This window comes from Bradyrhizobium sp. UFLA05-89, assembly GCF_059803475.1.
On the sequence record NZ_JBANBA010000005.1, the window covers coordinates 99,472 to 112,482 of the forward strand.

Genomic DNA, 13,011 nt, shown 5'->3' on the forward strand with positions numbered 1-13,011 from the left:
TTTCCCAAGCCGATTTGGGCATGGCTCTTTGGACTGCGCCGGGCGGCTTTGATCTAATCGGGGGCGGGTCGCCAACAGACCGGGGAGCGAGACAGCATGAGTTCGATCACCATCGGCAAGAGCGCGCCACCTGCGGCCGACCCGTCGGAGCGGAGCGCGCTCCTGCTCTGGCTGATCTTCACGGGCCTCTCGATTTTCGCCGTCGTGCTGCTGTGGCGCTTCGGCCTGATCCATCTGATGGTGGTCTCCGACCGCACCTACATTTCGAGCGTGATCGCGGTTCTCTATGTCGTCACGTGCGGTCATTGCTTCTGGCGGACCCGCGCGATCGCGCGGGAAGGGGCGGCGGCGCGGCGCTGCCGTGCGATGCTGTCAACCAAGGACGGCAGCAAGGCGCTCGATGCCGCCGGCACATCGCTGCCACATGGCCTCGTCAGGGATCACATCGAGAGCCTGGTGACGAAGGCCGCGGCGCAGGACTATCGGCCGGTCGACCAGACGCTGCTGCTGCGGACGCTCGCCGACCGCCTGCGCGGCTCCAACGGGTTCGGCGCCTTCGTCTCGGATACGCTGATGAAGCTCGGCCTGCTCGGCACCATCATCGGCTTCATCATCATGCTGGCACCGATTGCTGGACTGGACGCGGCCGACAAGGTTGCGATGCGGTCCTCGATGGGGTTGATGAGCGACGGCATGGCGGTTGCGATGTACACGACGCTTGCGGGCCTCGTCGGCTCGATCCTGGTCCGTATCCAATACTACATGCTCGACGCCGCGACCCAGCGGGTGTTCTCCGACGCCGTCGTGTTGACCGAGACCTACGTCACGCCGGCTCTGGAACGCAAGCGTCCGGGAACGCCGCCATGATGGATGATTTCGGGCTCTATCCGCGCGAGGAGCCGTTCGATCCGCTCGGCGTGATGCTGTTCAAGGCGCTCCAGGTGATCGCATTCCTGTTCTTCCTCGCGCTTCTCGCCGTCTCGCCGGACGCTAAAGACGGCAAGATCGACTCCAAGGCCGAGTTCATGATCACGCTGGACTGGCCGGACAATCATCCTGATGATCTCGACCTGTTCGTGCAGGATCCCGCCGGCAACATCGCCTGGTACCGGCATCGCGAGGCCGGCTTTCTCACCCTCGACCGCGACGACCGCGGCGGGGCCAACGACTTCATCGTGGTCAACGGCAAGAAGATCGCATCCCCCATCCGCGAGGAGATCGTCACCGTGCGCGGCATCGTCGCCGGCGAATACACTGTTAACGTCTCGCATTTCCAGGCGACCACCGGCGAGCCGGTCTCGGCGAACGTGAAGGTGCAGAAGCTCAACCCGACCGCCCAGGTGATCTTCGACAACAAGCTGACGGTCAACCATACCGGTGACGAAAAGACCGCGGTGCGGTTCCGGCTCGATTCCGAAGGCAAGGTGGTCAATGTCGACCAGCGGCCGAAATCGCTGCTGGAAACCTTCCGCAGCAGTTGGCGCAACGGCGCGGACATCGATCCCAAGACTGGCGTGAGGATGCGTCGTGACTAGCCTGCAACTCGTCATACTCACGATTTCGGTCGCTTACGCCGTGATCGGCGCACTGCTCCTGGTCGTCCTGGTCTATGGACGCCTGCACTGGTCGCTGAAGGCCATGGCCGTCATTGTGACCAGCGTCTTCTACCTCGTCAGCTTCGGCGCCATGCGCGGGCTGCTCGGCTGGGCCAGCACGGACCGGCTGCCTGTATCATTCAAGCTGTTGGCGGCGCGCATCGTCGAGCCGCATTCGCTGGAGGGTGACCCCGGCTCGATCTATCTGTGGGTCGAGGAGCTCGACGATGACCACCGGCCGAGCGGCATCCCGAGGGCATTCCGCGTTCCCTACAATGATACGCTGGCCGAGAAGACCCATGGAGCGGAGAACGAGATCGCGGCAGGACGCCCGCAGGGCGGGCGCGCCGCGGATTTCGGCGGAGGTGACGGCACCATCATCGACATGGTCCGGGAATATGTGACGCCCAAGGCCGTGATCGAGACGGCCGGTGGCGATTCATCGACTGGAGAATTCAGGGCTCCGCCGGCAGGTAGCGAGCAGGGCGCAGTGTTCACTCCGCTGCCGCCGCCCAGAATGCCCCCCAAGGACGAGCAATAGGCTCCACCCGCCTGGGCGGCAACGGCTGGTCAACAGCCGTGCGCTGGCGCATCTTGTTGACGTCCCTCAAATTGGCTTTATCGGCATACGAACAGGGTTTGAGGGTGGAGGACGCGTGCGACTGGCCGTCTTTTCGGATATCCATGGCAACCGGCAGGCTTTTGACGTGTGCCTGAAGGCGGCGCGCGAGCGCGGTGCGGAGCGCTTCATCCTGCTTGGCGATTTCGTCGGCTATGGCGCCGATCCGGAATGGGTTGTCGATACCGCGATGGAACTGGTGGCTCACGGCGCCGTCGCTGTCCGCGGCAATCACGACCAGGCGGTCCAATCGTCGGCCGAGACCATGAACGCCGAGGCGCAGATCGCGATCGAATGGACTCGCGGCCGGCTCGATGCCGCGCAGCGGCGCTTCCTCGCGGAGCTGCCGATGTTCGTCGAGGATGACGACCGCCTCTATGTGCATTCGGAAGCCTCGCACCCGACGCGATGGCACTATGTCCGCTCGACGACGGACGCCGCAAAAAGCCTGATCGCGACGCCGTGCCACGTCACTTTCTGCGGCCACGTCCATCGCCCGGCGCTTTATTCGATGTCAGTGACCGCGAAGATGACGAGCTTCGTACCCAAGACCGACGTTCCCGTGCAGCTCCTGCGCGGCCGGCAATGGCTCGCGGTGATGGGCTCGGTCGGCCAGCCGCGCGACGCCGATCCCTCTGCCTGCTTTACGCTGTTCGACACCGAGAGCTGTCAGATCACCTATTGCCGGGCACCCTATGACATCGAGGTGGCGGCGAGCCGGATCCGGGAGAACGGCCTGCCGCATTGGCTGGCCGACCGGTTGTCGCAGGGACGCTGAGCGATGCCAAAATCCCTGGTCAAGGTCGGAGCTGAGATCGACGGCTTCACCGTCGGTGAATGCGTGCATGCCGGCGGCATGGCGACGTTGTGGGCGGTCACCCATCCCGGCATCGACGCGCCGCTTCTGATGAAGGTTCCGCGGGTGTCCGAGGGCGAGGACCCGGCCGCCATCGTCTCCTTCGAGATGGAGCAGATGATCCTGCCGCGGCTCTCCGGCCCGCACGTGCCACACTGCTTCGGCACCGGCGATTTCGCGCGCCAGGCCTATGTCGTGATCGAGCAGCTTCCCGGCACCACGCTCTATCCGCGGCTGCCCGACCTGCCGTTGCCGTATGAGGAGGCGCGCGTGCTGGTCGCAAAGATCGCGACCGCGCTGGCCGATCTGCACCGGCAGAACGTGATCCACCACGACATCAAGCCGAGCAGCATCATGTTCCGGGCAAGCGGCGAGGCGGTGCTGATCGACTTTGGGCTGTCGCATCACGACCATCTGCCGGACTTGTTGCAGGAGGAGTTCCGGCTACCCTACGGCACCGCGCCGTATATGGCACCGGAGCGGCTGTTGGGCCTGCGCGACGATCCGCGCAGCGATCTGTTTTCGCTGGGCGTGCTGCTCTATTTCTTCACTACGGGCGAGCGTCCCTTCGGCGAGGGCGAGACACTGCGCGCAATGCGACGCCGGCTGTGGCGCGATCCGCATCCGCCGCGCAACTTGCGTCCCGATTATCCGCCCTGGCTTCAGGAAATCGTGCTTCGATGCCTGGAGATCGAGCCGGTCCGGCGCTATCCGACCGCCTCGCAGCTCGCCTTCGATCTCACCCATCCCGACAAGGTCAGGCTTACCGCGCGCTCGGAGCGACTGAAGCGCGATCCGCTCTCGGTCGCCTGGCGGCGGCGCTTCAATCAGGAGGTGACGCAGCCGCGGCCGAAATCGGATGTGGCGGCGCAGATTGCCTCGAGCCCGATCCTTGCAATCGCGCTCGACACCGCCGAGGGCGCGCCCGAATTGAACGAGGCGCTGCTCGTCACGACCGAGCGGATCCTGGCTACGCTACCCTCGGCGCGGCTCGCCTGCGTCAACGTGCTGAAGCTGAACCGTCTCGTGATCGACCGGACGCTCGACGAAGACGGATCCAACAAGCATATCGACCGGATGGTCGCGCTCAGGCATTGGGCAACGCCGCTCAAGCTCGACGAGAGCCGGCTCACGGTTCATGTGCTGGAGGCGATCGATCCGGCCGCCGCGATCCTGGAATTCGCCGAGATCAACCAGGTCGACCACGTCATCATCGGCGCGCGGCAGAGCTCGTTCAGGCGCACGCTGCTCGGCAGCGTTTCATCAAAGGTCGCCTCCGAAGCAACCTGCACCGTCACCGTGGTGCGGCCGCCGAGGATGGCCGCGGATTCAGAAGAGGTGAGGGCGGACGAAGCCGCGGGCTAGCTGCGCATGATCCGGAAAAGTGTGTAGCGGTTTTCCGGCGCGACAAACGCGGAATGCGTTTACGCGGAGATCATGCGCAGACAAAAAGGTAGTGCGCAGTTCAGAGGGCGTGGGCAGCGTGACCATCGCGCTTGCGGCGGACGGGCAGCCAGAAGTCCGGGCCGGCGTTGCTGCGGTCGGGACCGACGCCGAAGAACTGGATGATCTCGCGGCAGGGTTCACAATTGAACAGATTGCCGGAGGAGGCTGCCTTCGACATCTCGTTCAGGCAGTTGGGGCAAAGCGGTTTCATCAGGCAATTCCAAAAAAAAATCAGTGCTGACGCGGTGACCCGAACTGGTCCAGGTCCACGATCTCGGACCCGGTGTCATCGTTGGCTTCGCACGCTGTACGCTCGTAGCGACCGAAGAAATAATCGAGGTCCGGATGCGGGCGCCGCGGGATGCGGCACCTGCGCTTCGGTTGACGTTTCGCGATCGCGACCTTCACGGGCGTTCAGCCCCGGTGGCGATTGAGGTGGATGATGCGGGCGGAACGAGATGCGACCTTCACCGGGGGCGCTACATGGACGCGGCGCGCCGCAGTCACGGCATTCAAGCCGAGCCACAACGCCACGCCAATCCAGACCAGGGTCGCCGTCATGAGGTACTCCCGTCGAAAAGGGGAGCGCTCTTGTGCATTGATTTGTACGAATCAGGGAAGCTGGGATGACTACGGGGTTTAAGGCAATCTTAAGTTTGTCGCGGTGCAACACCCGTAGAAACCCGCGAGGTATTTCGTCCGCGCGGGTTCAGATCGCTTCACCGCGCGCGTTTGCGGCCGCATCGCGGATCGCGGCGATGTTGGTCTTATAGGCCTCTTGCGTGCCGCCGCGGAACACCGCAGTGCCGGCGACGAATGCGTTCGCACCGGCCGCAGCAAGGGCACCCGCGACGTCGGGCCCGACGCCGCCATCGACCTCGATGTCGATCGGCCTGCCTGCGGTCATCGCGCGGATGTCGCGGATCTTGCCGAGCGCGGAGGGAATGAAGGCCTGGCCGCCGAAGCCGGGATTGACCGACATCACCAGCACGAGATCGATCAGGTCGACGACGTATTCAATCGCGCTGATCGGCGTGCCCGGGTTGAGTGAGACCCCGGCCTTCTTGCCGAGCGCGCGGATCGCCTGGAGCGAGCGGTGCAGGTGAGGACCTGCCTCCGCATGCACGGTGATGTGGTCGCAGCCGGCCTTGGCGAAGGCCTCCAGGTAGGGATCGCAGGGCGCGATCATCAGATGCGCATCGAAGATCTTCTTGGTGTGCGGACGCATCGCCATGATGACGTCGGGGCCATACGAGATGTTCGGAACAAAATGCCCGTCCATGACGTCGAGATGCATCCAGTCGGCGCCGGCGGCATCGACCGCGCGCACCTCTTCGCCGAGCCTGGAAAAATCCGACGCCAGGATCGACGGCGCGATCACCAGGGGGCGGAGTGCGAGGGCTTGGGTCATGGGCACAGTTTCCCGAAAAGTGTTGGGCCGTGTGACGATGGGCCTCGCCTAACATGGGCGATGCGGGGGGGCAATGCAGGGGGAAGCGCTTCCTGTGGGCGGAAAATTCTGCCGTAACCGGCACGAATTGCCGGTGTTCCCTGGCGGCCCAAGGCGCGGCAAAGCCGGATTTGATTGAGGTTTTTGCGCTGGCACGACGCTTGCTGACTGGACTGGAGCATTGGCCGCGGCTTGCCGCATCGTCCGGAGTTGTCGAATGTTGTTCGCCCTTGGTGCCGTGTCGGGTGCGCTCGACGCGTTGCAGTCGTTGACGTCCTCGAAGACGTCCTCGACGCAGCAGACAGGCTCCACGCAAGGGGCGACCAACCCGTTCTCGATCGACAGCGGCAGCAGCACGACGAGTGGCGCGAGCTCGTCGGTCAACTCCGGCAACTGTCCGCAGATCTCGCCTGAGACGATGAGCGCGCTGATTGCGGCGCAAAGCCAGTCGTCGGTGAGCACGAGCAGCTCCTCCAGCTCGACCTCGTCGAGCTCCTCAACGAGCTCATCGTCGACGTCGATGAGTCCGCAGGACGCGCTGAAGGATCTGTTCTCGCAGATCGATGCTGATGGCGACGGCAGTATCACCAAATCGGAATTCGAAAACGCGCTGGGCGCGGGCGGCACCAATGTGGCGCAGGCCGACGACGTCTTCTCCAAGCTCGACACCAATGGCGACGGCAGCGTCAGCCTCGACGAGATGTCGAAGGCGCTGCAGGGTGGGCATCACGGTCACCACCATGCCGAAAGCGCCGGCAGCTCCAGCGGCTCCGGAGACGCCAGCTCCAGCGGCTCGGACGGCGGCTCCGATCCGTTGACCGGGGCGACCTCGACGTCCGTGACCAATAGCGACGGCTCGACCACGACCACCGTCACCTATGCCGACGGCTCGAAGGTCTCGATGACGACGCCGGCTGCATCGAGCTCATCGAGCTCCGGCTCCAACTCCAGCGGCTCGAACGCGGCGACCTCGTCCTACAACTGGATCGAGCAGATGATCCAGCGCGAGGCGCAGCAATTGTCGGCCACCGCGGCCTCGTCGCTGTCGGTGAGCGTCTGACGAGAGAGCGGACTGCTCCGGCCGAATTTCGGGTGTCGTGCCCCGGCTTGACCGGGGCACCCAGTACGCCGCGGCCTCTCCGTGTGCGTCATTGTCTCTGGAATACTGGACCGCCCGGTCGAGCCCGGGCGGTGACGAGTGTTGGACTAACCGAACCGATCCCTCCACGAAGGTAGCGCAGCGGCGAACGGCAACACCGTGGCGCTGTACACGCCACGCGCAATCGCGCGCGCCACGACGTTGGCTGCGACCATGCCGACCTCGGTGAGGTCGACGATCGGATCGATCGCCTTCTCGCAGGTCGCAGCGGCAAACAGCACGTCGCCGTCGGTGGGTGCATGCACCGGATAGATCGCACGGGCAAAGCCGGTCTGCCCGATCATGGCGAGGCGCTTGGCTTGCGCCTTGGTCAGCGTTGCGTCGGTGACCACGAGACCGATCGTCGTGTTCTCGCGCGCACTGGCGGCCGGCCCGCCCTTGATGCGCATCTTGAGCATGTCATCCGTGAAGCTATCCGGCAGGCCGCGTCCGCCGAACTCGCCGCCCACCTCGAACGGCGCGGCCCAGAACCAGGGGCCGTCGCCCACGGTGACGCTGCCGACTGCGTTGACGGCGGCGATTGCCGCGACCTTGATGCCGTTGCTGGTCACGGCGGACGCCGAGCCGAGCCCGCCCTTGAAATTCGCCGTGGTGGCGCCGAGGCCCGCGCCGACGTTGCCGAGCGCGAAGTCCACGCCGGCCGAGGCTGCCGCGGCGTAGCCGAGGTCGCGGTAGGGCGGGAAGCGTCCCCAGGCCTTGTCGCCGCCATTGAGAAGATCGAACAGGATCGCGCCCGGTACGATCGGGATCAGCGCCTCGCGGACCCGGAATCCGCGGCCCTGCTCGGCGAGCCAGGCCTGTACGCCGCCGCCAGTCTCGAGCCCGAAGGCGGAGCCGCCCGACAGCGCGATCGCATCGACGCGCTCGACCGTGTTGGCAAGATCGAGCAGAGCGTCCTCGCGCGTGCCGGGCCCGCCGCCGCGCACGTCGATCGCCGCCACCGCCGGCTGGTCGAAGACGATTGCGGTCGCGCCCGAGGCGAGCTTTTCGTCATGGGCGTGCCCGACGCGGACACCGGCGATGTCGGTGAGGAGGTTTTTCAAGGCGGCACTCCCGGCGCTGCAAGCGGCAGTGCCTTCAGCGATAGCGTAGGCGGAGGCTGCGCTCAACTGGCGAGCGCGATGCGGAGCATTCTGGCGAGCTCGGACTTGCGGTAGGGTTTTGCGAGCAGCAGCACGCCGGTATCGAGCCGGCCGTGATGGACGATGGCGTTTTCGGTATAGCCTGACGTGAACAGTGTCTTCAGCGCCGGGCGACGCCTCGCCGCTTCGTCGGCGAGCTGGCGGCCGTTCATGGCGCCGGGCATGATCACGTCGGTGAAGAGCAGGTCGATGTCGGCATTGCCGTCGATGAGCGTCAGCGCTTCCGCCGCATTCGCCGCTTCCAGCGCGTTGTAGCCGAGGCTCCTGATCTGGGTCACGACATATTGGCGTACCAGCGCGTCGTCCTCGACGATCAGGATCTTTTCGTCGCCGCCCTCGATCGGAACGTTCCGCATCGCCTCGAGCGGGGTCTCCTGCACGCCGGTCGAGCGCGGCAAATAGATCTTCACGCTCGTGCCGTGACCTTCCTCGCTGTAGATCTTGACGTGCCCGCCGGACTGCTTGACGAAGCCGAACACCATGCTCAGCCCAAGTCCGGTGCCCTTGCCGACCTCTTTCGTCGTGAAGAAGGGGTCGAACACCCGCTCGATCAGCTCAGCCGGAATGCCGGTGCCGGTGTCGCTCACCGCGATCATCACGTAGTTGCCGGCGATGATGTCGACGTTCATGCTCGCATAGCCCTCGTCGAGGAAGACGTTGCGGGTCTCCAGGACCAGCGTGCCGCCGTCGGGCATGGCGTCGCGCGCGTTCAAGGCGAGGTTCAGGATCGCGGTGGTGAGCTGGCTCGGATCGACCAGTGCCGGCCAGGCGTCCTCGGTCAGTTGCGGCGAGATGGTGACCTGCTCGCCGAGCGTCGGATGCAGCAGCTTGGCGGCTTCCACGACCAGCGCGTTGGGATCGACCTCGCGCGGCTGCAGCGGCTGCTTGCGGGCAAAGGCGAGGAGGTGCCTGGTCAATTGCGCGCCGCGTTCAGCCGCATCATCGATCAGCCTGGTGATCGCCGCCAGATCGGGCCGGTCGCCGACGGCGTCTGACAGGATCCCGATCGTGCCCGTGATGACCGTGAGCACATTGTTGAAATCATGGGCGACGCCGCCGGTGAGCTGGCCGATGGCGTCCATCTTCTGCGCCTGCCTGAACTGGGCCTCGGCCGCTTTCTTTTCGGTGAGGTCGCGTCCGATGAAGAAATGGCGCTTCACCGGGTCGGACCAGGTGCCCATCCAGTTCAACGTGACGTCATGCCCGTCCCTGTGGGGGTAGCGCGCCTCGAAGCTGCGCTTGGTCAGGCCGCGCCGCGCGGCGCGCATTTCCTCGCGCGTTCCCTCGAGATCATCGGGATGGATGAACTCCGTCGCGTTGTGTCCGATCATGTCCTCCGGGCTGAAACCGAGGATATCCTTCACGCTCGGGCTGACCTGAACGAAATTGCCGTAACCGTCGGTGACCAGGATCAGGTCCTGCGACGTCTCGAAGATGCGCTGGCGCTCCTCGACCTCGCGATTGAGCGCGGCCTGCGTTCGCTTCCGCTCGGTGATGTCGCGGGCGATCTTGGAGGCGCCGATGATCTTGCCGTCCGACGACCACAGCGGGAACTGGCTGAGCACGACGTCGAGCGGCTGCCCGCTCTTGTGCACGCGCACGGTTTCGTGCTGCTCGATGACCTCGCCATTTCGGGTGCGGGCGAGGATGTCCTCCAACTCCTCCCGGCGGCCCTCCGGCATGATGATGTCGATCGGTTTGCCGACGGCTTCCGTCGCGGAGAAGCCGAACAAGCGCTCGGCGGCGCGATTCCAAGCGGTGATGGTGCCATCGAGCGTCTTGGTGATGATGGCATCGTTGGAGGATTCCACAACCGAGCTGAACAGCCGCTCGCGCTCGCCGTGATGGTCGCGCTCCGAGGCCGATTGCCGTCGCAGCATGCCGAGCAAATCGATGGTCTGCGCCTGCAGGCGGACATTCTCGATCAACAGCACCGCGAGCACGAAGCTCGCGGCTAGTAGACCATAGATCCGCCCCGCGTAAAAACCGAGATCGAAGCGAGCGCCATTGAGGATTCCCGACAGGGCGATATCGAATAGCCAGGCGCACATGACAACCATGAGCCAGACGTCGATCACCGAATGCGGCCGCCGAAACCACAGCGTGACCAGGGCGGCGGAGCTCAAGGACCATACGAACGAGATCACACCGATCTGCGTTGGCGTAAAGTGGCCGTCGCGCAAAAGGTCCGGCAGCAGGTCGTGCTTGGCCGTGACGATCCAGACAAAGGCGATGACCGCCGCGGCCGGTCCCAGTATGCTGCAGAGGATCGCAGTGCGCACCGCCCCCCTTATTTTGACGCCACCGCCGGCGTCCTTCAGCCAGGCATAGGCGAGCACGAACAGCGGAAAGCCGCCGTGCCAGATCATATAGAGCCAGGCGGTGGTCTGTGGACCCGCGCCCAAAAGTCCTGTTGGCGCGAACAACTCGGGGAAGGTCAGGGCGTGGGCAATTGCTGCCGCCGCGGTGAAAAGGTAGCCGGTCGAGAGCATCAACAGCGCGCGGGTCCGCAGGACCGCAAATTGCGACAACAGGAGCACCGCAGTGACGATGTCGATGATCGCAAGCGCGGACTGGTAACTCGCGACGAAGGCCGGAACGCGCGCAAGCGGCACTCGGGCGAACGGAACAGCCAAAGCGAACAGAATCGACGAGACGCCAACGATCGCCAATGCTGCAGTGCGATCGCTCCGAGCGGCCGGCAAGGTCGATAGAAAGGTGCTTCGGTCGTTCGGTGCCAGCACGTTCACCTCTTACGGACCGCCATTGACGCTTCCAGACACTCCTTGGAGCATATCCTAGCCCGCTACCGCTCTGCGCGGTAGCGGGGTCTGGGCACGCGCTCTGATGGGAAGATACGCGACTCAACCGAAGGTTAGAGCTTACTTAATTTTTCCCAGAACGAGCAGCCGAGACCGGGTAAGCTGGTCTTTACCGACTGGGGAAATAATACCTCTACCGCTGTGGCGGGATCCCGTTCCGGGAGGCAGATTTCTTGACCGACACCATTTCGTGACGACGGGAGTTGTTCCATGCCCCGGATCCTCGTGATCGACGACCAGAAGGAGGTCCGGGCGATGGTATCCATCGTGCTCCGGGTCAATCGTTTCGAGGTCGTGGAGGCGGAGAGCGGCGCGGCCGGCCTCAAGGCATTTGGCGAAGTGGCGTTCGATGCGGCGATCGTGGACATTTTCCTGGCCGACGCCAGCGGCCTCGAGGTCATGACGGCGATCCGCGAGAGCTCCCCAAACTTCCCGATCGTCGCCGTCTCCGGCATGACGGCCCTCGACTTCATGGAGGAGGCACCGGGCCTTGCCAACGTCGTCTGCCTGCAGAAGCCGTTCCGGCCCAATGATCTCCTCCAGGCGCTCAAGACGGCGCAGTCGGGCAAGCTCCAGGCCGCGGTCTGACTGCCGGATGCGAAAACGCCCCGGCGAGCCGGGGCGTTTGGAAGGATGGCCTCAACGCCGAGGCGTTGCGAACTCTCGTTACGAGCCCTTGGCGCCGAGTTCGGCGTAGTTGCCCTTGGCGTCCCACTTGTAGACGACGTAGTCGATCTGCTTGAGGTCGCCCTTGGCGTCAATTTCGATCGGGCCGAGCACCGTATCCCACTTGCCGGCCTTGATGGTCTCCATGACCTTCTTCGGATCGGTTGTGCCGGCCTTCTTCACCGCCTGCGACCAGACCTGCAGCGCGGCGTAGGTGTAGAGGGTGTAGCCTTCCGGATCGATGCCCTTCGCCTTGAAAGCTTCGACGATCTTCTTCGCGCTCGGCTTGTTGCGCGGATCGGGTCCGAAGGTGAACAGCGTGCCTTCACCCGCCGGGCCGGTGATGGAGGCGTACTCCTTGTCGGCCAGCGCGTCGCCCGACATCAGCACCGTCTTCAGGCCCTGGTCGCGCATCTGACGCAGGATCAGACCGGCTTCCTGATGGTAGCCGCCGATATAGACGAGGTCGATGTTGTCCTTCTTCAGGCGCGAAACGATCGCGTTGAAGTCCTTGTCGCCCTTGTTATAGGATTCGTAGAGCTTCTCGGTGATGCCGGCCTTGTTGAGGGCCTTCTTCGTCTCGTCCGCAAGACCCTTGCCGTAGGTGGTCTTGTCGTTGAGGATCGCGATGTTCTTGCCCTTGAAGTTCTTGCCGATGTACTGCGCGGCGATCAGGCCCTGCTGGTCGTCGCGGCCGCAGGTGCGCGCCACGTTCCACAGCTTGCGCTCGGTGAAGAGCGGGTTGGTGGAGGCAGGCGTGATCTGGAGCACGTTGCCGTCGGCATAGGCTTCCGAAGCCGGGATCGAGGACGACGAGCAGAAATGCCCGGCGACGAACGGGATCTTGGCGCCGGCGATCTTTTCCGCCACCGAGCGGGCCTGCTTGGGATCGCAGGCGTCGTCTTCGGCGTCGAGCGCGAGCTTCTTGCCGTTAACGCCGCCGGCGGCGTTGATGTCGGCCACCGCCAGGTCGGCGCCGTTCTTCATCTGCCGGCCGAAGGCGGACTCGGTACCGGTCAACGGGCCCGCGACTGCGATGGTGATATCCTGCGCGAACGCTGCCGTCGACAGCGCTACGGACGCGCCAAATGCCAGACCGATGAGCTTCAGTGATTTCATGAGATACCTCGCGGGTGGTCGTTTGTTGGGAGTTGCCGGGTTGGTCCGGTTCAAACCGGCGCCATTCTTGAATGAATTTACGGAGAAGTCACCGGCAAAATACGGGCATTAGCAAAGATATCTAGCCGCTTTCTCGC

13 protein-coding genes are annotated in these 13,011 nt (G+C 64.5%); 7 read left to right on the forward strand and 6 right to left on the reverse strand.

The window, feature by feature from the left end; translation table 11 throughout:
- Positions 1-96 precede the first annotated feature (96 nt).
- From SO139_RS04555 to SO139_RS04575, 5 genes are all read left to right on the forward strand, one after another.
- Positions 97-867 (forward strand): MotA/TolQ/ExbB proton channel family protein, encoded by a 771-nt coding sequence (locus SO139_RS04555; RefSeq protein WP_498539721.1) that lies wholly within the window; start codon positions 97-99, stop codon positions 865-867.
- Positions 864-1,535 carry a DUF2135 domain-containing protein gene (locus SO139_RS04560; RefSeq protein WP_449377189.1) on the forward strand — a complete coding sequence of 224 codons (672 nt, stop codon included), beginning with the start codon at positions 864-866 and terminating at the stop codon, positions 1,533-1,535. Before SO139_RS04555 ends, SO139_RS04560 begins: the two co-directional genes overlap by 4 nt.
- Complete coding sequence (locus tag SO139_RS04565; RefSeq protein ID WP_498539722.1) at positions 1,528-2,136, forward strand: hypothetical protein; 609 nt, start codon at positions 1,528-1,530, stop codon at positions 2,134-2,136. The genes SO139_RS04560 and SO139_RS04565 overlap by 8 nt, the downstream gene beginning before the upstream one ends.
- A gap of 115 nt (positions 2,137-2,251) precedes the next feature.
- A complete protein-coding gene (locus SO139_RS04570) occupies positions 2,252-2,992 on the forward strand; it encodes a metallophosphoesterase family protein (RefSeq protein ID WP_449377191.1) in 741 nt (246 codons plus the stop codon).
- 3 nt (positions 2,993-2,995) lie between these two features.
- Positions 2,996-4,435, forward strand: coding sequence for a serine/threonine protein kinase (locus SO139_RS04575; RefSeq protein WP_449377192.1), 1,440 nt, complete (start codon positions 2,996-2,998; stop codon positions 4,433-4,435).
- Between the two features lie 100 nt (positions 4,436-4,535).
- On the opposite strand, the gene SO139_RS04580 is transcribed toward SO139_RS04575, so the two are convergent.
- The 3 genes from SO139_RS04580 to rpe form a co-directional block, all read right to left on the reverse strand.
- Positions 4,536-4,727 carry a hypothetical protein gene (locus SO139_RS04580; protein ID WP_449377193.1) on the reverse strand — a complete coding sequence of 64 codons (192 nt, stop codon included), beginning with the start codon at positions 4,725-4,727 and terminating at the stop codon, positions 4,536-4,538.
- A 203-nt stretch (positions 4,728-4,930) separates the two neighbouring features.
- Positions 4,931-5,077 carry a hypothetical protein gene (locus SO139_RS04585; RefSeq protein WP_449377194.1) on the reverse strand — a complete coding sequence of 49 codons (147 nt, stop codon included), beginning with the start codon at positions 5,075-5,077 and terminating at the stop codon, positions 4,931-4,933.
- Positions 5,078-5,225: 148 nt separating this feature from the next.
- Positions 5,226-5,927, reverse strand: a complete 702-nt coding sequence (rpe, locus tag SO139_RS04590; protein ID WP_449377195.1) for a ribulose-phosphate 3-epimerase — start codon at positions 5,925-5,927, stop codon at positions 5,226-5,228.
- A 256-nt stretch (positions 5,928-6,183) separates the two neighbouring features.
- Between rpe and SO139_RS04595 the strand changes: the two genes are divergently transcribed.
- Positions 6,184-7,026 (forward strand): EF-hand domain-containing protein, encoded by an 843-nt coding sequence (locus SO139_RS04595; protein WP_449377196.1) that lies wholly within the window; start codon positions 6,184-6,186, stop codon positions 7,024-7,026.
- Between the two features lie 146 nt (positions 7,027-7,172).
- On the opposite strand, the gene SO139_RS04600 is transcribed toward SO139_RS04595, so the two are convergent.
- Complete coding sequence (locus SO139_RS04600; protein ID WP_498539723.1) at positions 7,173-8,168, reverse strand: P1 family peptidase; 996 nt, start codon at positions 8,166-8,168, stop codon at positions 7,173-7,175.
- A gap of 62 nt (positions 8,169-8,230) precedes the next feature.
- The gene (locus SO139_RS04605) at positions 8,231-11,011 is read right to left on the reverse strand and encodes a PAS domain S-box protein (RefSeq protein ID WP_498539724.1); all 2,781 of its coding nucleotides are present in this window, start codon (positions 11,009-11,011) and stop codon (positions 8,231-8,233) included.
- A gap of 288 nt (positions 11,012-11,299) precedes the next feature.
- On the opposite strand from SO139_RS04605, the gene SO139_RS04610 reads away from it, so the two are divergent.
- Positions 11,300-11,677, forward strand: coding sequence for a response regulator (locus tag SO139_RS04610; RefSeq protein ID WP_449377199.1), 378 nt, complete (start codon positions 11,300-11,302; stop codon positions 11,675-11,677).
- Positions 11,678-11,755: 78 nt separating this feature from the next.
- Here SO139_RS04610 and SO139_RS04615 read toward each other — a convergent pair whose 3' ends face one another.
- Positions 11,756-12,874 (reverse strand): branched-chain amino acid ABC transporter substrate-binding protein, encoded by a 1,119-nt coding sequence (locus SO139_RS04615; protein WP_449377200.1) that lies wholly within the window; start codon positions 12,872-12,874, stop codon positions 11,756-11,758.
- Positions 12,875-13,011 lie beyond the last annotated feature (137 nt).

Excerpts from the sequence above, each read along its gene's own strand:
- SO139_RS04575 (WP_449377192.1), top strand. The coding sequence starts at position 2,996 with ATGCCAAAATCCCTGGTCAAGGTCGGAGCTGAGATCGACGGCTTCACC.
- SO139_RS04595 (WP_449377196.1), top strand. The coding sequence starts at position 6,184 with ATGTTGTTCGCCCTTGGTGCCGTGTCGGGTGCGCTCGACGCGTTGCAG.
- SO139_RS04555 (WP_498539721.1), top strand. The coding sequence starts at position 97 with ATGAGTTCGATCACCATCGGCAAGAGCGCGCCACCTGCGGCCGACCCG.
- SO139_RS04615 (WP_449377200.1), bottom strand. The coding sequence starts at position 12,874 with ATGAAATCACTGAAGCTCATCGGTCTGGCATTTGGCGCGTCCGTAGCG.
- SO139_RS04560 (WP_449377189.1), top strand. The coding sequence starts at position 864 with ATGATGGATGATTTCGGGCTCTATCCGCGCGAGGAGCCGTTCGATCCG.
- rpe (WP_449377195.1), bottom strand. The coding sequence starts at position 5,927 with ATGACCCAAGCCCTCGCACTCCGCCCCCTGGTGATCGCGCCGTCGATC.
- SO139_RS04610 (WP_449377199.1), top strand. The coding sequence starts at position 11,300 with ATGCCCCGGATCCTCGTGATCGACGACCAGAAGGAGGTCCGGGCGATG.
- SO139_RS04585 (WP_449377194.1), bottom strand. The coding sequence starts at position 5,077 with ATGACGGCGACCCTGGTCTGGATTGGCGTGGCGTTGTGGCTCGGCTTG.
- SO139_RS04580 (WP_449377193.1), bottom strand. The coding sequence starts at position 4,727 with ATGAAACCGCTTTGCCCCAACTGCCTGAACGAGATGTCGAAGGCAGCC.